The organism is Pseudomonas sp. MF6776, from assembly GCF_016613125.1.
Classification (GTDB): domain Bacteria; phylum Pseudomonadota; class Gammaproteobacteria; order Pseudomonadales; family Pseudomonadaceae; genus Aquipseudomonas; species Aquipseudomonas iridis.
Map to the genome: position 1 here is coordinate 40,862 of NZ_JAENSQ010000016.1, position 21,180 is coordinate 62,041.

16 protein-coding genes, 1 tRNA gene and 2 pseudogenes are annotated in these 21,180 nt (G+C 58.0%); 13 read left to right on the plus strand and 6 right to left on the minus strand.

The window, feature by feature from the left end; genetic code table 11:
* Positions 1–21 precede the first annotated feature (21 nt).
* The 7 genes from apaG (at position 22) to JJD74_RS18645 (ending at position 8,098) form a co-directional block, all read left to right on the plus strand.
* Positions 22–402 (plus strand): Co2+/Mg2+ efflux protein ApaG, encoded by a 381-nt coding sequence (gene apaG, locus JJD74_RS18615; RefSeq protein ID WP_042561385.1) that lies wholly within the window; start codon positions 22–24, stop codon positions 400–402.
* On the plus strand, positions 402–1,283 hold the full coding sequence (locus tag JJD74_RS18620; RefSeq protein ID WP_200616525.1) for a symmetrical bis(5'-nucleosyl)-tetraphosphatase: 882 nt from the start codon (positions 402–404) through the stop codon (positions 1,281–1,283). Before apaG ends, JJD74_RS18620 begins: the two co-directional genes overlap by 1 nt.
* Before the next feature lie 33 nt (positions 1,284–1,316).
* Positions 1,317–1,646 carry a thiosulfate sulfurtransferase GlpE gene (gene glpE / locus JJD74_RS18625; protein WP_200616526.1) on the plus strand — a complete coding sequence of 110 codons (330 nt, stop codon included), beginning with the start codon at positions 1,317–1,319 and terminating at the stop codon, positions 1,644–1,646.
* 294 nt (positions 1,647–1,940) lie between these two features.
* Positions 1,941–3,863, plus strand: a complete 1,923-nt coding sequence (locus tag JJD74_RS18630) for a PrkA family serine protein kinase (protein WP_042561388.1) — start codon at positions 1,941–1,943, stop codon at positions 3,861–3,863.
* 117 nt (positions 3,864–3,980) lie between these two features.
* The gene (locus tag JJD74_RS18635) at positions 3,981–5,252 is read left to right on the plus strand and encodes a YeaH/YhbH family protein (RefSeq protein ID WP_042561389.1); all 1,272 of its coding nucleotides are present in this window, start codon (positions 3,981–3,983) and stop codon (positions 5,250–5,252) included.
* On the plus strand, positions 5,249–6,811 hold the full coding sequence (locus JJD74_RS18640) for a SpoVR family protein (protein ID WP_042561390.1): 1,563 nt from the start codon (positions 5,249–5,251) through the stop codon (positions 6,809–6,811). Before JJD74_RS18635 ends, JJD74_RS18640 begins: the two co-directional genes overlap by 4 nt.
* Positions 6,812–6,874: 63 nt before the next feature.
* Positions 6,875–8,098, plus strand: a complete 1,224-nt coding sequence (locus tag JJD74_RS18645) for a multifunctional CCA addition/repair protein (protein WP_200616527.1) — start codon at positions 6,875–6,877, stop codon at positions 8,096–8,098.
* A 95-nt stretch (positions 8,099–8,193) separates the two neighbouring features.
* Here the strand turns inward: JJD74_RS18645 and folK are convergent, their stop codons facing one another.
* Together folK and folB are read right to left on the minus strand one after the other, a co-directional pair.
* On the minus strand, positions 8,194–8,709 hold the full coding sequence (folK, locus tag JJD74_RS18650; RefSeq protein WP_200616528.1) for a 2-amino-4-hydroxy-6-hydroxymethyldihydropteridine diphosphokinase: 516 nt from the start codon (positions 8,707–8,709) through the stop codon (positions 8,194–8,196).
* A complete protein-coding gene (folB, locus tag JJD74_RS18655; protein WP_042561393.1) occupies positions 8,700–9,056 on the minus strand; it encodes a dihydroneopterin aldolase in 357 nt (118 codons plus the stop codon). The genes folK and folB overlap by 10 nt, the downstream gene beginning before the upstream one ends.
* Positions 9,057–9,130: 74 nt before the next feature.
* Here folB and plsY point away from each other — a divergent pair, with 74 nt between their 5' ends.
* The gene (gene plsY, locus JJD74_RS18660) at positions 9,131–9,700 is read left to right on the plus strand and encodes a glycerol-3-phosphate 1-O-acyltransferase PlsY (RefSeq protein ID WP_042561394.1); all 570 of its coding nucleotides are present in this window, start codon (positions 9,131–9,133) and stop codon (positions 9,698–9,700) included.
* A gap of 23 nt (positions 9,701–9,723) precedes the next feature.
* Here plsY and tsaD read toward each other — a convergent pair whose 3' ends face one another.
* Complete coding sequence (tsaD, locus tag JJD74_RS18665) at positions 9,724–10,749, minus strand: tRNA (adenosine(37)-N6)-threonylcarbamoyltransferase complex transferase subunit TsaD (RefSeq protein WP_042561395.1); 1,026 nt, start codon at positions 10,747–10,749, stop codon at positions 9,724–9,726.
* 202 nt (positions 10,750–10,951) lie between these two features.
* On the opposite strand from tsaD, the gene rpsU reads away from it, so the two are divergent.
* The 5 genes from rpsU (at position 10,952) to JJD74_RS18690 (ending at position 19,495) form a co-directional block, all read left to right on the plus strand.
* On the plus strand, positions 10,952–11,167 hold the full coding sequence (gene rpsU, locus JJD74_RS18670; protein ID WP_002551877.1) for a 30S ribosomal protein S21: 216 nt from the start codon (positions 10,952–10,954) through the stop codon (positions 11,165–11,167).
* A 483-nt stretch (positions 11,168–11,650) separates the two neighbouring features.
* Positions 11,651–13,615: a DNA primase gene (gene dnaG / locus JJD74_RS18675; protein ID WP_042561396.1), complete on the plus strand. Its 1,965-nt coding sequence runs from the start codon at positions 11,651–11,653 to the stop codon at positions 13,613–13,615.
* A gap of 67 nt (positions 13,616–13,682) precedes the next feature.
* A complete protein-coding gene (gene rpoD, locus JJD74_RS18680; RefSeq protein ID WP_042561397.1) occupies positions 13,683–15,530 on the plus strand; it encodes an RNA polymerase sigma factor RpoD in 1,848 nt (615 codons plus the stop codon).
* A 126-nt stretch (positions 15,531–15,656) separates the two neighbouring features.
* Positions 15,657–19,403: a bifunctional diguanylate cyclase/phosphodiesterase gene (locus JJD74_RS18685; RefSeq protein WP_200616529.1), complete on the plus strand. Its 3,747-nt coding sequence runs from the start codon at positions 15,657–15,659 to the stop codon at positions 19,401–19,403.
* Between the two features lie 15 nt (positions 19,404–19,418).
* Positions 19,419–19,495, plus strand: a tRNA-Ile gene (locus tag JJD74_RS18690).
* A gap of 120 nt (positions 19,496–19,615) precedes the next feature.
* Here the strand turns inward: JJD74_RS18690 and JJD74_RS30865 are convergent.
* The 3 genes and pseudogenes from JJD74_RS30865 to JJD74_RS18700 form a co-directional block, all read right to left on the minus strand.
* Positions 19,616–19,768, minus strand: a pseudogene (locus tag JJD74_RS30865) (phage integrase); the annotation flags it as partial.
* Between the two features lie 158 nt (positions 19,769–19,926).
* Positions 19,927–20,562: a DUF2931 family protein gene (locus JJD74_RS18695; RefSeq protein ID WP_325167006.1), complete on the minus strand. Its 636-nt coding sequence runs from the start codon at positions 20,560–20,562 to the stop codon at positions 19,927–19,929.
* Between the two features lie 22 nt (positions 20,563–20,584).
* Positions 20,585–21,154: pseudogene (locus tag JJD74_RS18700) on the minus strand (DUF2235 domain-containing protein); the annotation flags it as partial.
* Positions 21,155–21,180: the final 26 nt, after the last annotated feature.

Here is a 21,180-nt window from a genome sequence, read left to right on the forward strand (position 1 = left end):
GCTTTGTTTAAGGCCTCTTGCATGTCCGATTCCCGTTACCAGGTCGATGTCAGCGTCGTTACCCACTATCTGGCAGACCAATCGCAACCCGAGCACGACCGCTTCGCCTTCGCCTACACCATCACCGTGCAAAACAACGGCGAGATCCCAGCGCGATTGATTTCGCGGCACTGGGTGATCACCGACGGTGACGGGCATAAAGAAGAAGTTCGCGGCGCAGGTGTGGTGGGCCAGCAACCGTTGATCGACGTCGGCAAAAGCCATACCTACAGCAGTGGCACGGTGATGACGACTAGGGTCGGCACCATGCAGGGCACCTACGAAATGGTCGCCGACGACGGCAAGCATTTCGATGCCGTCATCAAACCCTTTCGCCTCGCCGTGCCCGGAGCCTTGCACTGATGGCAACGTACGCGGTCGGTGACCTGCAGGGCTGTCTCGAACCGCTCAAATGTCTGCTCAGGCAAGTGACGTTCGATCCTGCGCATGATCGGCTCTGGCTGGTCGGCGATCTGGTCAACCGCGGCCCACAGTCACTGGAAACCCTGCGTTTTCTATATGGCATGCGCGACTCGCTGGTCTGCGTCCTCGGCAACCATGATCTGCACCTGCTCGCCGCGGCGAAAAACATCGAACGCCTGAAGAAGTCCGACACCTTGCGCGAGATTCTCGACGCCCCCGACTGTGACGAACTGCTTGAGTGGGTCCGCCAACAAAAACTCATGCACTACGACGAGACGCGTGACGTTGCCATGGTCCATGCTGGCATCCCGCCACAATGGTCTGTGCGCCGCGCCCTGAAGTGTGCCAATGAAGTCGAAACGGCCCTGCGTGACGACAACCTGCTTCCCGCGTTCCTCGACGGCATGTACGGCAACGAGCCGGCAAAATGGGATAGCGACCTCAAAGGCGTCACCCGCCTGCGTGTGATCACCAACTATTTCACCCGCATGCGATTCTGCACGGCCGAAGGCAAACTCGATCTCAAGAGCAAGGAAGGTCTCGACACCGCCCCACCCGGTTACAAACCGTGGTTCCAGCATAAAGAGCGCAAGACCAGAGGGTCGCGGATCATCTTCGGACACTGGGCGGCACTGGAGGGCAATATCCATGAGCCAGGTATTTTCGCTCTGGACACCGGCTGCGTCTGGGGCGGCAGTCTGACCCTGATGAACGTCGACAGCGGCGAACGCCTTTCCTGCAAATGCGATGAACATGGCGGCGCGCTGTCCCCGCTCACACCACTTATCCCCGAAACTTCGCCAGTCAGCGCCCCGCGTTAGACTGCGCAATCAGCCGAGCAACAGGAACCCGCCATGAGCGAATTCAAACGCATCTCCCCGGAACAGGCCCAGGCCCTGCGCGAGCAAGGCGCGGTGATGGTCGATGTCCGCGATCCCGCTACTTTTGCCGCACTGCATATCAGCGGTTCGAAGCATCTGGACAACGTTTCCATCTCGGACTTCATCCGTGCCGCCGACCTTGATGCACCTACGGTAGTGGTCTGCTACCACGGCAACTCCAGCCAGAGCGCCGCCGCGCACCTGATCAGCCAGGGCTTCTCCGACGTCTATAGCATGGACGGCGGCTTCGAGCTGTGGCGTACGACCTACCCTTCGGAAACCGCGCAAGGCACCACCGAATAATTTTTTTGTCACGCGCAGGCCCCGGCTCCCGCGGGCCCGCGCGTGACAGACGAACGGTCTGCCACAACTAATTACGTATCTCGCCTTTACCTCCCGAATTCCCAACTATCCTTAAGCCCAGGCCATCCAAAACAGGGGAGAGCCGGTACACCGGCGCACGGGTCATCGGGAGTGACTTTCAAGGTTGTCGACCGCGAAAGTGTTCTGGGGGGTAAACAAGTGGCCACCTCGGCTGCTTGCCAGCATCGACTGAGTGATCCGGCGTCGGCTCCACGTATCGAGCGAGGTGACGTCATGAGTATCTTTAGCCACTTCCAACAACGCTTCGAGTCCACACGCCAGGAAGAACTCTCGCTGCAAGAGTACCTGGAGCTGTGCAAGCAAGACCGTAGCGCCTACGTTTCCGCCGCCGAGCGTCTATTGCTGGCCATCGGCGAACCGGAACTGCTCGACACCTCGACCAACTCGAGGCTGTCACGCATCTTCTCCAACAAGGTGATTCGTCGTTATCCGGCCTTTGAAGACTTCCACGGGATGGAAGAATGCATCGACCAGATCGTGTCATATTTCCGCCACGCCGCCCAAGGCCTGGAAGAGAAGAAACAGATCCTCTATCTGCTCGGCCCCGTCGGTGGCGGTAAATCGTCTCTGGCCGAGAAGCTGAAACAGCTGATCGAAAAAGTGCCCTTCTACGCGATCAAGGGCTCGCCGGTATTCGAGTCGCCGCTGGGTCTGTTCAACGCCACCGAAGATGGCGCGATCCTCGAGGAAGATTTCGGCATTCCCAAACGCTACCTCAACACCATCATGTCGCCTTGGGCGACCAAACGCCTGGCCGAATTCGGCGGCGACATCAGTCAGTTCCGCGTGGTCAAGCTATATCCGTCGATCCTCAACCAGATCGCCGTGGCCAAGACCGAACCGGGCGATGAAAACAACCAGGATATTTCGGCGCTGGTCGGTAAGGTCGACATCCGCAAACTCGAGGAATACCCACAGAACGACGCTGACGCCTACAGCTACTCCGGTGCGCTGTGCCGGGCCAACCAGGGCCTGATGGAATTCGTCGAAATGTTCAAGGCACCGATCAAGGTGCTGCACCCACTGCTGACTGCCACTCAGGAAGGCAACTACAACAGTACCGAAGGCTTGGGCGCGATTCCGTTCACCGGGATTCTGCTGGCCCACTCCAACGAATCGGAGTGGCACACCTTCCGCAACAACAAGAACAACGAAGCCTTCATCGACCGGATCTACATCGTCAAGGTGCCGTACTGCCTGCGGGTCAGCGATGAAGTAAAAATCTACGACAAACTGCTGTTCAACAGCTCCCTGGCCAAAGCGCATTGCGCGCCCGACACCTTGAAGATGCTGGCGCAGTTCACCGTGCTTTCGCGCCTCAAGGAGCCGGAAAACTCCAACATCTATTCGAAGATGCGCGTGTACGACGGCGAAAACCTCAAGGACACCGATCCAAAGGCCAAGTCGATTCAGGAATACCGCGACACGGCAGGCGTCGACGAGGGCATGAACGGTCTGTCGACCCGCTTCGCGTTCAAGATCCTGTCCAAGGTCTTCAACTTTGATCCGCATGAAATTGCCGCTAACCCTGTGCATCTGCTGTACGTGCTGGAACAGCAAATCGAGCAGGAACAGTTCCAGGCGGAGACCCGCGAGCGCTATCTACGCTTCCTGAAGGAGTATCTGGCACCGCGCTATATCGAATTCATCGGCAAGGAGATTCAGACCGCTTACCTGGAGTCCTACAGCGAGTACGGCCAGAACATCTTCGACCGCTACGTGCTGTATGCAGATTTCTGGATTCAGGATCAGGAATACCGCGATCCGGAAACCGGCGAGATTCTCAACCGTGTCGCCCTCAACGAGGAACTGGAGAAAATCGAAAAACCTGCCGGCATCAGCAATCCGAAGGATTTCCGCAACGAGATCGTCAACTTCGTGTTGCGCGCCCGGGCCAACAACAACGGTAAGAACCCGACCTGGCTCAGCTACGAAAAACTGCGGGTGGTCATCGAGAAGAAAATGTTCTCGAACACCGAGGACCTGCTGCCAGTCATCAGCTTCAATGCCAAGGCCAGCAAAGAGGACCAGCAGAAACATAATGACTTTGTTACACGAATGGTCGAACGCGGCTACACCGACAAACAGGTACGGCTACTTTCCGAATGGTACCTACGGGTCCGCAAATCGCAATAAAGCAGCTGCAAGCCTCTAGCGACAAGCTGCAAGAGAACAGCAAAAACCGATCTCGAGAGCGGGTGAGCTTTCACTTGCAGCTTGAAGCTTATGACTTGAAGCTCCCCGGAGGGGCCTATGAGCTATGTGATCGACCGACGTCTCAATGGCAAGAACAAGAGCACGGTGAACCGCCAGCGTTTCCTGCGGCGTTATCGTGACCACATCAAAAAGGCTGTCGAAGAGGCGGTTAGCCGTCGCTCCATTACTGACATGGAGCACGGTGAACAAATCAGCATTCCCGGTCGCGACATCGACGAGCCGGTGCTTCACCACGGTCGCGGCGGCAAGCAGACTGTGGTTCATCCCGGCAACAAGGAGTTCACGGCCGGCGAACACATCGCCCGACCGCCGGGAGGGGGCGGCGGACGCGGCCCGGGCAAGGCGGGTAATTCCGGCGAGGGCATGGACGAGTTCGTCTTCCAGATTACCCAGGAAGAATTCCTCGAATTCATGTTTGAAGACCTCGAACTGCCGAACCTGGTCAAACGTAACCTGACTGGCACTGACACCTTCAAGACCGTGCGCGCAGGGATCAGTAACGAAGGCAATCCCTCACGCATCAACATCATACGCACCCTGCGTTCAGCTCACGCGCGGCGCATCGCCCTGTCAGGCAGCAGCCGGGCAAAACTGCGCGAAGCCAAAGCAGAACTGGAGCGGATCAAACGCGAAGAGCCCGACAACTTCGGCGATATTCAGACACTCGAAGCAGAAATCGAAAAGCTCAGCGCGCGCATCCATCGGGTGCCATTCCTTGATACTTTTGACCTCAAATATAACCTGCTGATCAAGCAACCCAACCCAAGCTCCAAGGCTGTCATGTTTTGCCTGATGGACGTTTCAGGGTCGATGACCCAGGCAACCAAGGACATCGCCAAGCGCTTCTTCATCCTTCTGTACCTGTTCCTGAAGCGCAACTACGACAAGATCGACGTCGTGTTCATCCGCCATCACACCAGCGCCCGAGAAGTGGACGAGGAGGAGTTTTTCTATTCCCGGGAAACCGGCGGCACCATCGTCTCCAGCGCCTTGAAACTGATGCAGGAGATCATGGCAGAGCGTTATCCGAGCAACGAATGGAACATCTACGCCGCGCAAGCTTCCGACGGTGACAACTGGAACGACGACTCGCCGATCTGCCGCGACATTCTGATCAATCAGATCATGCCGTTTGTGCAGTACTACACTTACGTGGAGATCACCCCACGCGAACACCAAGCCCTCTGGTACGAGTACGAACGCATCGCCGAAGCCTTTTCCGATACGTTTGCCCAGCAGCAATTGGTCTCGGCCGGGGATATCTATCCGGTCTTTCGTGAACTCTTCCAGCGCAGGTTAGTGACATGACCGCCAAAGAGCAGAAACGCCAACCCATTTCCACCGGCTCCGAATGGACGTTCGAGCTTATCCAGACCTACGACCGCGAAATCGCCCGTATCGCGGCCGGCTATGCGCTGGATACCTACCCCAACCAGATTGAAGTGATTACCGCAGAGCAGATGATGGATGCGTATGCCTCGGTCGGGATGCCGTTGGGTTACCACCACTGGTCCTACGGCAAACACTTCCTCAGCACCGAAAAATCCTACAGTCGCGGGCAGATGGGGCTGGCGTACGAGATCGTGATCAACTCGGACCCGTGCATCGCCTATCTGATGGAAGAGAACACCATTTGCATGCAGGCCCTGGTCGTGGCCCATGCCTGCTACGGGCACAACAGCTTCTTCAAAGGCAATTACCTGTTCCGCACCTGGACCGACGCCAGTTCAATCATCGATTACCTGGTGTTCGCCAAGCAGTACATCATGCAATGCGAGGAACGCCATGGCATTGATGCCGTGGAAGACCTGCTCGATTCCTGCCATGCGCTGATGAACTACGGGGTTGATCGCTACAAACGCCCGTATCCGATTTCCGCCGAAGAGGAACGCCGTCGGCAGAAAGATCGCGAAGAACATATGCAGAAACAGATCAACGATCTGTGGCGCACCATTCCCAAAGGCGCGGACAAATACAGCGACAAGGACAACGCACGCTTCCCGGCCGAGCCGCAGGAAAACATCCTCTACTTCATCGAGAAACACGCACCGTTGCTGGAGCCCTGGCAGCGGGAAATCGTGCGGATCGTGCGCAAGATCGCCCAGTACTTCTACCCACAACGCCAGACTCAGGTTATGAACGAGGGTTGGGCGACGTTCTGGCACTACACGCTGATGAACGACCTGTATGACGAAGGGCTGGTCACCGACGGTTTCATGATGGAGTTCCTGACGTCGCACACCAGCGTGGTGTTCCAGCCTGGTTTCGACAGCCCTTACTACAGCGGGATCAACCCTTATGCACTCGGCTTTGCCATGTACCGCGACATCCGGCGCATGTGCGAAGAGCCCACCGAGGAGGATCGCCACTGGTTCCCCGACATCGCCGGGACGGATTGGCTGTCGTCCATCAAATTCGCCATGAGCAGCTTCAAGGACGAAAGCTTCATCCTGCAGTACCTGTCACCGAAAGTGATCCGCGATCTGAAACTGTTCAGCATCCTTGATGATGACCAGAAAGATGACCTGCTGGTACCCGCCATCCATGACGAAACGGGCTATCGGACTATCCGCGAAACCCTCGCAGCGCAGTACAACCTCGGCAATCGTGAACCGAACGTGCAGATATACAGCATTGATCGTCGCGGCGACCGCTCGCTGACACTGCGGCATCAGCAACACGACCGCAAACCGCTGGGCGACTCCACCGAAGAGGTGCTCAAACATCTGCATCGCTTGTGGGGTTTCGACATTCATCTGGAAACGCTGCAAGGCGACCAGATCATGAAAACCCATCACGTTCCGCCACGCGGTGAACACAGCGAAGGGGATTACGGTCGGCTCGACCTCGCCGTCATTCACCTTTGATTCGGTTCTGGCCTCCGAAAGTTCGACGCAAGGGTTATCCTGTCGGGCTAACGGAGGTTTTTTATGCAGATTTTCAAGGTTGGCGGTGCGGTACGTGATCGCTTGCTGGGCAAACCGGTCACCGATATCGACTGGGTCGTGGTGGGCGCCACCACCGAAGAAATGCTCGCTCAGGGCTATCGTCCGGTCGGCGCGGATTTCCCGGTGTTTCTTCATCCGAAAAGCGGCGCGGAATACGCCCTCGCCCGCACCGAGCGTAAAAGCGGTCGCGGTTATGGCGGCTTCACCTTTCACGCCAGCCCTGAGGTCACGCTTGAAGAAGACCTGATCCGCCGTGATCTGACGATCAACGCCATGGCCGAAGACGACCAGCAGAATCTGACCGATCCTTATCACGGCCAGCGCGACCTCGAAGCTCGAGTCCTGCGTCACGTTTCGCCGGCATTCGCCGAAGATCCGTTGCGAGTACTGCGTGTTGCCCGCTTCGCCGCTCGCTACGCGGATTTGGGTTTCACCGTTGCGCCCGAAACGCTGGACCTGATGCGTCAGCTCAGTGAGTCTGGCGAACTTGAGGCACTAACAGCTGAACGCAGCTGGAAGGAAATCTCCCGGGCACTGATGGAAGACCAACCGCAGGTATTCATTCAGGTGCTACGCGATTGCGGCGCACTGAAAGTGCTGATGCCGGAAGTCGATGCGCTGTTCGGTGTGCCGCAGCCAGAAATCCATCACCCGGAAATCGATAGCGGCATCCACACGCTCAGCGTGCTGGAGCAATCAGCGCGGCACAAACAGCCGCTCACCGTACGTTGGGCCTGCCTGCTGCACGACCTCGGCAAAGGCCTGACGCCAGAAGAGGAATGGCCACGACACATCGCCCACGAACACAAGGGGCTGAAGCTGATCAAAGTGGTCAACGAACGCTTCAAGGCGCCGAAGGACTGTCAGGAATTGGCGCTGCTGGTCGGCCAGTACCACACCCACGGCCACCGCGCCTTGGAGTTGAAGGCCTCAACGTTGCTGGAGCTGCTGCAAAGTTTTGACGTCTATCGCCGGCCGCAGCGCTTTGAAGAGTTTATCGCTGCGTGCGAGATGGATGCCCGAGGCCGCAAGGGGCTGGAGGACAGGAGTTATCCACAGGCTGATTATTTGCGTGGAGCGGCCAGTGTGGCGCGTGGCGTGGCGGTGCAGCCACTGCTAGAGAAAGGATTCAAGGGCCCTGAACTGGGCGAGGCGCTTAAGCGCGAACGGCTCAAGGCTTTGAAGGCTTACAAAGAGAACGCTTGAGGCCAGCTCAAAAGATCGTCCGATCACGGCCCGAGCCTTCGACAGCTCCTACACGGGAATTCGCATTTCCCTGTAGGAGCTTGAGATCTTTTGATTTATAGACTTGACGGTGTGAGCTGCTCGCCCCGCCACTCGAACGCCACCGGCGCCAACACTTGATCAATCTGCGCCTCGGCCCACAGTGTCGCGAAGCTTTTTCCCACAGCCGGATGCACGCGATCTGGCGCAATCAGCGACAGTGGCCACAACACGAAGGCGTTTTTCAGTATCTCGGCGCGTGGCAGAACCAATCCGTCGAAATTGCCCACCAGATCGCCGTACAACAGCACGTCGATATCCAGCGGCAAGCCCTTACGGTCAGGGGCATACCGACCGTTATCTGCTTCGATGAATTTCAAGCGACGATCGAGCTCCATCAACGGCAGGTCGGTAAACGCCGACACCACGAAGTTGAAGAACGGACCACTTTTGATCCCCACAGGCTGGCTTTCGAATACCGCCGAACAGCGGATATCCACCAAAAAAGTGGCCAGCGCATCCAGACCGGCGCGCAAATGGGTTTCGCGCTCGATGTTGCTACCGAGCCCGAGATAGACCTGAGTCAGCGACATCCGCGCTCGATCTCCACACCCACGCCACCCTTGGCGGCCGGCACGGCGCCGGGCTTGGTCAGCTTCAGGCGGACCCAGGTGATCTTGAATTCGTCCATGAGTACCGCGACCAGACGCTCGGCAAAAGTCTCGACCAGTTGGAACTGCGCCTGTTCGGCAAACGCCTGGATACGCGTGGAAACGCTGGCATAGTCGAGCGCCAGGGTCAGATCATCACCGGCCGCGGCCGGGCGATTGTCCCAGGCGAAGCTCAGATCAAGACGCAGACACTGTCGGATGCCGCGCTCCCAGTCGTAAGCACCGATCACGGTGTCGACTTCCAGGCCCTCGATAAACACTCTGTCCACGCACTTTTCTCCGCTGCACGACAAGGGCGCAATGCGCCGTTAGAATCAGGGCGTCCTCGCCCGGAATAGTAAGCATGTTTTGGTTACTGGCGACTCTCGCCTACCTGCTCGGCTCTCTGTCCTTCGCCATTTTGCTCAGCCGCCTGACCGGAAATCCGGACCCGCGAATGAGTGGCTCAGGCAATGCCGGCGCCACCAACATGCTGCGCCTGGCCGGTCGCAAACTCGCGATCCTGACCCTGCTGGGTGATCTGTGCAAAGGCCTGCTGCCGGTACTGCTCGCTGCGGCTATCGGCCTTTCGCTGCAAGATCAGGCCTGGATTGGCGTGTGCGCCGTGATCGGTCACCTGTTCCCGCTGTATTTCCGTTTTCGCGGCGGCAAGGGAGTCGCCACCGCTGCCGGCATGCTGCTGGCCCTGTATCCGCCTGCTGCGCTGCTGGCGGTGTGTGCCTGGCTGCTGACGTTCTACCTGACCCGCACCAGCTCTCTGGCAGCGCTGATCGCCACACCGCTGACTCTGCCGCTACTGGCCTGGCAAGAACCGGAGGCACTGCTGCCGATGAGCGCATTGACGCTGCTGATCGTCTGGCGCCACCGTGGCAATCTACGCGACCTGTTTGCCGGGCGCGAACGGCATTTCTGAATACCGTTCATGAGCGCGGCCCATCAGAGTGCCGACAATTGCTCCATCGGCCAGCGCGCCTGCACGCTGATCGCCAGACTTTCCTGCTGTCCGGCCTGCAATCGCTGGCAACCGGCGAACGCGATCATCGCGCCATTGTCGGTGCAGAACTCGGGACGGGCATAAAACACATCGCCCTTCATGTCGCCGAGCATTTTCTCCAGTGACACACGGAGGGCCTTGTTGGCGCTAACGCCGCCAGCAATCACCAGGCGCTTCATGCCCGCCTGTTTCAGGGCCCGCTTGCACTTGATGGTCAAAGTCTCCACCACGGCCTGCTGGAACGCCAGCGCGATGTCGCAACGGGCTTGCTCGTTGTCGTCCCCGGCGCTGATGCGCTGCTGCCAGGTGTTGAGCGCCGAGGTCTTCAGACCGCTGAAGCTGAATTCCAGCCCCGGGCGATCACACATCGGACGCGGGAAAGTGAAACGTCCTGCGACGCCCTTCTCCGCCAGCTTGGCGATTTCCGGACCGCCGGGATAATTGAGGCCCATCATCTTCGCGGTCTTGTCAAAAGCTTCACCGGCCGCGTCGTCGAGCGTCTCACCGAGCAACGCGTATTGACCGATGCCATCGACCTGAACCAACTGCGTATGACCGCCGGAGACCAACAAAGCGACGAACGGAAATTGTGGCGGTTCTGGCTCCAGCATCGGCGCCAGCAAATGACCTTCCATGTGATGCACACCGAGTGCCGGAATGCCCCAGGCAAACGCCAGTGCCTGGGCGCAGGAAGCACCAACCAGCAGCGCCCCGACCAGGCCAGGACCCGCGGTGTAGGCGATCGCGTCGATCTCGGTCGGCACACAGTCAGCCTCGGCCAACACCTGACGAATCAAGGGCAGCATGCGTTTGACGTGGTCACGCGAGGCCAGCTCCGGCACCACACCGCCATAGGCGCGATGCAGGTCAATCTGACTGAACAGTGCATCAGCCAGCAGACCCCGTTCACTGTCATATAATGCGACGCCGGTTTCGTCGCAGGAGGTTTCTAATCCCAGTACTAGCATGGGTTTGCGCCTTGTTTAGGCTGAATTCGAAGGCGCGCATAATAGTCCCCGCGTGATGCCCCGACCAGCGGTTTTCGATCAGAGGCTTTGCATTCCGAGCGATGAGGGGTTAACATCCGCAACCCTTAAAAACCGACGACCTCAGCCGCGAATTTTTTGCGACGAGAACGTTGATCCCGGTAATGAAAGAAGGTAGCTCTGGATGCCAGCCGTCAAAGTTAAAGAGAACGAACCCTTCGACGTAGCTCTGCGTCGTTTCAAGCGCTCCTGCGAAAAAGCCGGTGTACTGGCTGAAGTTCGTAGCCGCGAATTTTACGAGAAGCCAACTTCTGAGCGTAAGCGTAAAGCAGCAGCCGCTGTTAAGCGTCACGCCAAGAAAGTTCAGCGCGAACAGCGCCGCGCCGTTCGTCTGTACTAATACACAGACGTTCGTAGCAAGCTTCTGCCAAGCCCGGCCCTCAGCCGGGCTATTGGCATTTGCGGATATCGCTTGATGCTTCATCGTCGACGCCGCACACGCGACCGAGACAAATCTGCTTCAAACGTCAGACCTGGCTCTTTTGCCAGCGGTGCACGTCTTTTCTGACGAGCCTTTCAAGGCTACTGACGAGCACACCCACTGATTCCTCTTACGACGATCAGCCCAAGGCACCTGCATGCGTGCCCGCTTTATTGAGCTATCCGAGGTCTTTAACCGGCCGTCAGCGGATTCAGCGCAACACTTTCAAATAGTCGAAGGCTGATTGGTACTAACGTCAGTGGATTTTCGGCAGATACACTTCCCGACAGCGATAACGCAGACGACACTGGTCGAGCCGCACATTTTGCGTGCTTCAAACAACGACCCGCGTCCGGCCGCCCTTCGCATCGGACTTATTACAGCGCAGACAACGAGCACGCCATGGCCGGGCTGATTCCCCAGAGCTTCATTGACGACCTGCTGAACCGCACCGACATCGTCGACGTGGTCAGCTCGCGCGTGCAATTGAAGAAGGCTGGCAAGAACTACACCGCCTGCTGCCCGTTTCATAAAGAAAAAACCCCGTCGTTCAGCGTAAGCCCCGACAAGCAGTTCTATTACTGCTTCGGTTGCGGTGCCGGCGGTAACGCGCTCGGCTTCCTCATGGATCACGACAACCTGGATTTCCCCCAGGCTGTTGAAGACCTTGCGAAAGCCGCCGGCATGGAAATACCCCGCGAAGAAAGTGGCCGCCCGCACAAGCCGCGCCAGCCGACCGATTCGCCGCTGTATCCGCTGCTCACTGCTGCCGCTGACTTTTATCGGCAGGCGCTCAAGAGCCACCCAGCGCGTAAAGCCGCCGTGGATTACCTCAAGGGTCGCGGCCTGACAGGTGAGATTGCCCGAGACTTCGGTTTAGGCTTTGCTCCGCCGGGCTGGGACAACCTGTTCAAACACTTGAGCAGCGACACACTTCAGCAAAAAGCCATGATCGACGCCGGCCTGCTGATCGAGAACGCCGAAACCGGCAAGCGCTATGACCGCTTCCGCGATCGCGTGATGTTCCCGATCCGCGACAGCCGCGGTCGGATCATTGCTTTCGGCGGTCGCGTACTGGGCGACGACAAGCCCAAATACCTGAACTCACCGGAAACCCCGGTTTTCCATAAAGGCCAGGAACTCTACGGCCTCTATGAAGCGCGCAAGAACAACCGCAACCTTGACGAAATCATCGTCGTCGAAGGCTATATGGACGTCATCGCCCTCGCCCAACAAGGCCTGCGCAATGCCGTCGCAACGCTGGGCACCGCGACCAGCGAAGAGCACATGAAACGCCTGTTCCGCGTCGTGCCCAACGTCTTGTTCTGTTTCGACGGCGACCAGGCCGGCCGCAATGCCGCGTGGCGCGCATTGGAGGCAACGCTTTCAAGCCTGCAGGATGGACGTCGCGCGCGATTCCTGTTTCTGCCCGAAGGCGAAGACCCGGACACCCTGGTTCGCGCCGAGGGCACCGACGCCTTCAAGGCCCGAATCAATCAGCATGCGCAGCCGCTGGCAGATTATTTCTTCCAGCAACTGAGCGAAGAGTCCGACCCGCGCTCGCTCGAAGGCAAGGCCCACATGGCCACCCTAGCTGCACCGTTGATCGACAAAGTGCCAGGTGCAAATCTGCGCATTCTGATGCGTCAGCGCCTGACCGAAATCACCGGCCTGAGCAGCGAAACCGTCAGTCAGCTCGCGCAAAACGCACCGCAGGAAGCGCCGCCCGCCTACGATCCGGGCTTCGATTACGATGCAATGCCCGATTACAGCGACTACCATCAGCCGCAGGCGCAGGACATGTACGCGCCGCAGCAGGAGTGGACGCCGAAAAAACCCGGTGCCGGCGGCAAGAAATGGGACAAAAAACCCTGGGATAAAAACGGCAAGCGTGGTGGCGATCGCGATCAGCAACGACCACGGACGCCAATCGGCGTCGAGTCGCCGACCCTGACCGCCCTGCGCACACTGCTTCATCACCCGCAATTGGCCAAGCGCGTCGAAGATGCCGGGCACATTGCGGACGAAAATCAGACCAACGCCCAGCTGCTTGTGGCGCTGCTCGAAGCCGTACAGAAGAATCCCAAGCTAAACTCATTTCAGTTGATCGCGCGATGGCACGGCACTGAACAGGGTCGATTGCTCAAGGCACTGGCAGAAAAGGAATGGCTGATTGACGGAGATAACCTTGAACAACAGTTTTTCGACACCATTACTAGCTTGTCAGCCCGCCAACGCGAGCGAAATCTTGAACAGTTACTCAGGAAAGCGCGTCAAAGCGAACTGAGTATCGAAGAGAAAAATCAACTGCGCGACCTTTTAAGTCGCAATGTTTCCGCATCAAGCCCGACCTCAACTGGCGCGTGAGGTCATAGCTCAGGTATAATCCTCGGCTTGTTTTTTGCCCGCCAAGACCTTCAGTGGATAGGGTGTTATGTCCGGAAAAGCGCAACAGCAGTCTCGTATTATTGAGTTGATCAAACTGGGTCGTGAGCAGAAGTATCTGACTTACGCCGAGGTCAACGACCACCTGCCCGAGGATATTTCAGATCCTGAGCAGGTGGAAGACATCATCCGCATGATTAACGACATGGGGATCCCCGTACACGAGAGTGCTCCGGATGCGGACGCCCTTATGTTGGCCGACGCCGACACCGACGAGGCCGCTGCGGAAGAAGCAGCAGCCGCGTTGGCAGCGGTGGAGACCGATATCGGTCGCACGACTGACCCTGTGCGCATGTATATGCGTGAAATGGGTACCGTTGAGCTTCTGACTCGTGAAGGCGAAATCGAAATCGCCAAGCGTATCGAAGAGGGCATCCGTGAAGTGATGGGCGCAATCGCGCACTTCCCTGGCACGGTTGACCACATTCTCTCCGAGTACACCCGCGTCACCACCGAAGGTGGTCGCCTTTCTGACGTCCTGAGCGGTTATATCGACCCGGACGACGGCATTGCGCCGCCTGCGGCAGAAGTGCCGCCGCCGGTCGATCCGAAAGCCGTCAAGGCTGACGATGACACCGACGACGATGAAGCCGACTCTTCCGATGACGAAGAAGAAGCCGAAAGCGGTCCGGATCCGGTCATCGCGGCCCAGCGTTTTGGCGCTGTGTCCGATCAGATGGAAATCACCCGCAAGGCGCTGAAGAAGCACGGTCGCAGCAACAAGGCAGCGATTGCCGAACTGCTGCTACTGGCCGAGCTGTTCATGCCGATCAAACTGGTGCCGAAGCAATTCGAAGCCCTGGTCGAGCGTGTTCGTGGTGCCCTGGATCGTCTGCGTCAGCAAGAGCGCGCGATCATGCAACTGTGCGTACGTGATGCACGTATGCCACGCGCCGATTTCCTGCGTCAGTTCCCGAGCAACGAAGTCGACGAAAGCTGGTCCGACGCACTGGCCAAAGGCAAGAGCAAATACGCCGAAGCCATCGGCCGTGTTCAGCCGGACATCATTCGTTGCCAGCAGAAACTGATCGCGCTGGAAACCGAAACCGGTTTGACCATTGCTGAAATCAAGGACATCAACCGTCGCATGTCGATCGGTGAGGCCAAGGCCCGCCGCGCGAAGAAAGAGATGGTTGAAGCGAACTTGCGTCTGGTGATCTCGATCGCCAAGAAGTACACCAACCGCGGCCTGCAATTCCTCGATCTGATCCAGGAAGGCAACATCGGTCTGATGAAAGCGGTGGACAAGTTCGAATACCGTCGTGGTTACAAGTTCTCGACTTATGCCACCTGGTGGATCCGTCAGGCGATCACTCGCTCGATCGCCGACCAGGCCCGCACCATCCGTATTCCGGTGCACATGATCGAGACGATCAACAAGCTCAACCGTATTTCCCGGCAGATGTTGCAGGAAATGGGTCGCGAACCGACCCCGGAAGAGCTGGGCGAACGCATGGAAATGCCTGAGGACAAGATCCGCAAGGTATTGAAGATCGCTAAAGAGCCGATCTCCATGGAAACCCCGATCGGTGATGACGAAGACTCCCATCTGGGTGACTTCATCGAAGACTCGACCATGCAGTCGCCAATCGATGTTGCCACTGTTGAGAGCCTGAAAGAAGCGACTCGCGAAGTGCTGTCCGGCCTCACTGCCCGTGAAGCCAAGGTACTGCGCATGCGTTTCGGTATCGACATGAACACCGACCATACGCTCGAAGAAGTGGGCAAACAGTTTGACGTGACCCGTGAGCGGATCCGTCAGATTGAAGCCAAGGCGTTGCGCAAGCTGCGCCACCCGACGCGAAGCGAGCATTTGCGCTCCTTCCTCGACGAGTGATACCAGAACCCCCGGCCCAGGCCGGGGGTTTTGTTTATGTAGCAGATTAAATCCTCCGCACCACCCCTCCCCCGCATACCCCGTCTACACTCGAAACAACCACCCCCGAGCCATACCGAGAGCGCTATGCCCAGATTGGCGTCCGTGCTAATTCTGCTGTCATTGATGATCTGGACCGCAACGGCTGACGCACTGACTCTGACCGATGAAGAACGTAGCTGGCTGACGGCTCATCCGGACTTGCGCCTAGGCGTCGACGCGTCGTGGCCGCCTTTTGAGTTTCGTGACGATCAGTCCCGCTATCAGGGCCTGGCAGCTGACTACATAGACGTCATACGCCAGCGTCTGGCGATCAAGCTCACCCCGGTCGAACCCGTGAGCTGGACGGTGGTGCTTGAGCAGGTCAAGCAGGGCAAAATCGACCTGCTGCCCGGGATCATGTCGACACCGGAGCGTCAGGGATATCTGTCGTTCACTCGTCCTTACCTCGACTTCCCCATCGTCATCCTCGCCCACATCGGCGGCGCACAACCGCGCAAACTTGAGGATCTGTACGGTCTGAAGATCGCCGTGGTGGAAAACTACGCGCCCCATGAACTCCTGCGCACCCACCATCCCGACCTGAATCTGGTCGCCATGCCCAATGTCAGCTCTGCCTTGCAAGCGCTTGCCACCGATGAAGTCGACGCTGTAGTCGGTGATCTCGCGTCCAGTGTCTGGAGCCTGCGTCAGCTGAAACTCGACGGCCTGTACGTCAGCGGCGAAACCCCGTATCGCTATCAGCTGGCGATGGGCGTACCCCGTGACAACAAGATACTGGTGGGCATTCTGGACAAAGTCCTGGCGGACATGTCCCCCGCTGAAATCAGCGAGATTCAAGAGCATTGGGTCGGCAACGTGCTTGATCACCGGACATTCTGGTCAGATCTGCTGGTTTACGGCCTGCCTGGCCTGGGGATCCTGATCATCGTGCTGGCGGTGGTTATCCGCATCAATCGCCGCCTGAGTTCGGAGATCGCCCGCCGCATCAACCTCGAACAGGAATTGCGCAGCAGTGAGTATCACTATCGTGGCTTGGTAGAGAGCTTGTCGGCCATCGCCTGGGAAGCGCGAATGAGCGACTTCACCTACAGCTATGTGTCACCCCACGCCGAAGACTTGCTCGGCTATCCGCTATCGCATTGGCTGATTCCGGGGTTCTGGCGCAACATCATTCACCCGGCCGACCTGACCCGCGCCCAGAGCTTCTGCGATCACGAAGTGCTGGCCGGACGCGATCATAGCCTCGATTACCGGGTGATCACCGCCGACGGTCGCTGTCTGTGGGTACGCGACATCGTCAGCCTTATCGAACACGGCCATGAGCCGGTGATGCGCGGACTGATGATCGACATCAGCGAGACCAAACGTACCGAGGAGGCCTTGCGCCTGTCCGAGCAGAAATTTGCTTCGGTGTTCCAGCAATGCCCGGACATTCTGGTGATCGCGCGGTTGTCCGACGGTTGCTTGCTGGAAGTAAACGAGGCCTTCGAAGAGCAGATCGGACTGAAAGCCGAAGAAGTCATCGGTCAGACCGCCACCGACCTCAACATCTGGGGCATTCCCGGTGTCGGACCGGGGCTGTTGCAGCGGTTGCAGGCCGGAAGCATTCGCAACCTGGAAATGCCCTTTCGCCGTAACAATGACCAGGTGTTTACCGGGCTGATTTCCGCCGAACCCTTTGATCTCGACACCACGCCCGCACTGGTCGTGGTGGTGCGCGACATCACTCAGCTCAAGGAAACCCAACAGCAACTGCAAACGTCGGAAGAAAAGTTTGCCAAGGCGTTTCATGCATCTCCGGATGGCTTGCTGCTGTCGCGTCAAAGCGACGGATTGCTGCTTGAAGTCAACGACGGTTTCAGCCGGATCACCGGGTTCAACAGCGCCATGTCGGTGGATCGTTCGGCGCTGGACCTGGGGATCTGGGTCAACCTCAACGAACGTAAACAGATGCTCGATCTGCTGCACCGCGACGGCTTCGTCCGTGATTTCACCTGCCATATTCGCCGCAGCGATGGGCAGATTCGCCTGTGCGAAGTGTCTGCCCGACCGCTACCGATCGGCGAAGAAGACTGCATGCTGACCATCGCCCGCGACATCACCGAACGCCACCTGATGCAGGAGAAACTGCAACAGGCTGCGACTGTTTTCGAAAGCACCGCGGAAGGCGTGTTGATCACTGACACCCAGCAGCACATCAGCGCAGTCAACCGGGCCTTCACCGAAATCACCGGTTACAGCGAAAGCGAAGCCCTCGGCCATACACCGCGCCTGCTCGCCTCGGGCCTGCACGACAGCGCGTTTTACGCAGCGATGTGGCACCAGTTGACCGATGAAGGCCACTGGCAGGGCGAGATTTCCAATCGGCGCAAGAATGGCGAGTTGTATCCGAGCTGGCTGACCATCAGCGCAGTGCGCAACCGCGACAAACTCATCACCCATTTTGTTGCGGTATTTGCCGACATCTCCAGCCTCAAGCACGCCCAGGCCAAACTCGATTATCAGGCTCACCACGACCCACTCACCGGCCTGCCGAACCGCACGTTGTTCGAAAGCCGTTTGCTCACGGCACTCAATAATCAGCAGGAAAACGGCGGTCTGGGTGCCGTGCTGTTCCTCGATCTCGACCGCTTCAAACACATCAATGACAGCCTCGGTCATCCGGTCGGCGACCTGCTGCTCAAGGGCATCGCCGTACGCCTCAAAGAACAGCTGCGCGACATTGATACCGTCGCCCGCCTCGGCGGCGACGAATTCATCATTCTGTTGCCCGGCCTGCAACAGGCCAGCGACGCCGATCATATCGCGCTAAAACTGCTCAATTGCTTCGGCGCGCCTTTTCAGGCCGGCGAACATGAGTTTTTCATCAGCGCCAGCATCGGCACCAGCCTGTACCCCCGCGACGGTGGCGACGTGGCCACACTGGTAAAAAACGCCGATGCGGCGATGTACCGCTCCAAAGCCAAGGGCCGCAACCGCGTCGAGAGTTACACCCGCGACCTCACCGCACAGGCCATCGAGCGCGTGGCACTGGAGCACGAACTGCGTCGAGCCATTGAGCGTGAGGAGTTGCATCTCTACTACCAACCGAAAATCAGCCTCGACGACCACAGCCTCGTCGGCGCCGAAGCGCTGATCCGCTGGCGCCATCCGACCTTTGGCGAGGTGCCGCCGGAGCACTTCATTCCATTGGCCGAAGAGAACGGGATGATTCTGCAGATCGGCGATTGGGTGCTGGAGACTGCGTGCCGGCAGATGTTCGAGTGGAACCAGATCTACGACAGCCTCGGGCCGCTGTCGGTCAACCTCGCCGGGGCGCAGTTGCGGCAGCCGAATCTGCTTGGGCGCATCGAGCAACTGCTCAAGGACAACGGTCTCAGGCCGGATTTACTGCAACTGGAAATTACCGAAAACTTCATCATGAGCCAGGCTGAAGAAGCACTGACAGTGCTGCATCAACTCAAACACCTGGGCGTACAACTGGCGATCGACGACTTCGGCACCGGTTATTCTTCGCTGAGCTACCTCAAGCGTCTGCCGCTGGACATCCTCAAAATCGATCAGTCATTCGTCCGCGGACTGCCCGACGACCCGCACGATGCGGCGATTGTCCGCGCCATCATCGCCTTGGGCCGAAGCATGCAATTCACCGTCATCGCCGAAGGCGTGGAAACCCAGGCGCAACAACAATTTCTCGCCGCCGAAGGCTGCGAACAGATCCAGGGCTACATCGTCAGCCTGCCGCTGCCACCGGAAGAATTCGCCGCGACGTTTCTGCGTATTACCGTATCGGATTTTTCGGATAGCACAGCGGCGAAACCGTCGCTATAATCCGCGGCCTACTGAGGGCCTATAGCTCAGTTGGTTAGAGCAGAGGACTCATAATCCTTTGGTCCACGGTTCAAGTCCGTGTGGGCCCACCAAATTGAAAGCCACGTATTACGTGGCTTTCGTCGTTTCTAGCGCTTGAAAAAACTGGTCGATTGAATTGCACAAAATGCTTTCCGTCCAAGATTCGTCCAATTCCGTTTTTGGACGGGCCTTTACGCCACCTCTGCGACCACTGGTTTCGCTTCCAAGATACCGGCTAGCGGATTCAAAGTGACAACCTCTGCCATGTGTCCAGGACTGAAGTGTGCGTACTTCTGTGTCATGGCCAGCGTTGCGTGCCCGAGAACTTTTTGAAGCGTCAGGATAGCCAGCTAGCTGCGCACAAGCATGGGCCAACACCGCCGCCAGACAATGCCGGAGAGTTCGTACGCAATGGCACCAGCGCACTGTCGTTGAGCGAGAAATTAAAGCCCATCACTGGATAGCAAAAAACCGCCAATTGACGGGCTAAATATGTGCAGACTTACCAACTGCCGTAGGGGATTCCGTACTTTTCGACATACAGTTTTGACGCATCCTGCAATGGATAGTAAGTACCATCTGAAAGCCCTAAGTCAGGCCCCTTTGGCTCTATTTCTACTTGAGCGCGTGCGACTTTGATTGCTCGTCGACACTCGTCCAGTGCCCACACTTGGACAATACCGCCGGGAGCTAGCCCCAGCCGTACAGACGCACGCTTCGGAAGAAAAGTAGTCTCAGGAACACTTGAGCATTCTTTGGTCAGGGCATTGCGCATGACCTGCCGTGCACTTTCGGGTATCTCGATCCAGCCTTGGTAGGTTTGTGGTTCGACAAGCGATTGCCAGCGAACATAAATACGTACCGGAAGTTTTGCATCTACCACATGTCTTTCTTTGCCTCCTCCCGTAACCAGCCAGCCACTTGCTCCCTGAGTGCCGTTTTTCCTCCCCCCGGAAGAGCTGCTTCCAATCCTACGGTACATGTTCCCATCGACATCGACATCGACAGTGGCACTGTCCTCAACCCAGCCGTCCATGGCGTAGGGAGTGATAAACCCAGCGCCCACGGGCCGGCAGCCAGGTCCGAATGTCCCGAAGCTTGGCAACCGCCCGTTAAAAATGCCTCTAACAAAATCCATAGTGTTCGCACGCTTGTGACTCCTAGTCGGGTACGTGGGGATGCTGTACGCGGATCCCGTCCGTGGTAGGGCCGTTAAAATAAACCAATCCCGTGCGTGGCGTGATGCCTTGCAACTTCCTGGGAGGGTTCCAGTTGGCCGAGGTGTGAATATACTTCAGCTTGAGCAACTGCTCTTCCGCTGGCGTCGTGCTGTAGTCACCAGATACAAAGCGATCACAAAGTGCTTGAAGCTCTGCCGGAATGGCATAGCGCGAAGACTTATCGTTGATTGGTATGAATCGTACTCCCTGTTGCTTGGCCAGTTCGTATATGACCCGCAGGTAAACCCGCGACAGCTCACCTCGTACTGGTCGCTTAAGCTGCAACGCCGCGTAGACACGCTTGGTAGGGTTCAAGCGATCCTGCTGAGACGGAGGTAAGCTCCGAACATAGGGTGTAACGATCTCCAGCATCTCTGCCGGCCAACCTTTGGCCTCCCACTTCGCCTTCACTTGTTGGGCATCGCGATAGATTGAGGTGTATTTCACATCGGTCGTTACGGGAGCGTCCAGCGCTTGCATGGGACTGATCAGCAGTAGCTCTTCAGACTCGGCTCCGGCGAAGGCGTCAGGACCGA

Coding starts and splice junctions, on each gene's coding strand:
- JJD74_RS18685 (WP_200616529.1), top strand. CDS start 15,657: ATGCCCAGATTGGCGTCCGTGCTAATTCTGCTGTCATTGATGATCTGG.
- folK (WP_200616528.1), bottom strand. CDS start 8,709: ATGTCGCTGACTCAGGTCTATCTCGGGCTCGGTAGCAACATCGAGCGC.
- JJD74_RS18630 (WP_042561388.1), top strand. CDS start 1,941: ATGAGTATCTTTAGCCACTTCCAACAACGCTTCGAGTCCACACGCCAG.
- JJD74_RS18645 (WP_200616527.1), top strand. CDS start 6,875: ATGCAGATTTTCAAGGTTGGCGGTGCGGTACGTGATCGCTTGCTGGGC.
- plsY (WP_042561394.1), top strand. CDS start 9,131: ATGTTTTGGTTACTGGCGACTCTCGCCTACCTGCTCGGCTCTCTGTCC.
- glpE (WP_200616526.1), top strand. CDS start 1,317: ATGAGCGAATTCAAACGCATCTCCCCGGAACAGGCCCAGGCCCTGCGC.
- dnaG (WP_042561396.1), top strand. CDS start 11,651: ATGGCCGGGCTGATTCCCCAGAGCTTCATTGACGACCTGCTGAACCGC.
- JJD74_RS18640 (WP_042561390.1), top strand. CDS start 5,249: ATGACCGCCAAAGAGCAGAAACGCCAACCCATTTCCACCGGCTCCGAA.
- apaG (WP_042561385.1), top strand. CDS start 22: ATGTCCGATTCCCGTTACCAGGTCGATGTCAGCGTCGTTACCCACTAT.
- JJD74_RS18695 (WP_325167006.1), bottom strand. CDS start 20,562: ATGGATTTTGTTAGAGGCATTTTTAACGGGCGGTTGCCAAGCTTCGGG.
- tsaD (WP_042561395.1), bottom strand. CDS start 10,749: ATGCTAGTACTGGGATTAGAAACCTCCTGCGACGAAACCGGCGTCGCA.
- rpoD (WP_042561397.1), top strand. CDS start 13,683: ATGTCCGGAAAAGCGCAACAGCAGTCTCGTATTATTGAGTTGATCAAA.
- JJD74_RS18620 (WP_200616525.1), top strand. CDS start 402: ATGGCAACGTACGCGGTCGGTGACCTGCAGGGCTGTCTCGAACCGCTC.
- JJD74_RS18635 (WP_042561389.1), top strand. CDS start 3,981: ATGAGCTATGTGATCGACCGACGTCTCAATGGCAAGAACAAGAGCACG.
- rpsU (WP_002551877.1), top strand. CDS start 10,952: ATGCCAGCCGTCAAAGTTAAAGAGAACGAACCCTTCGACGTAGCTCTG.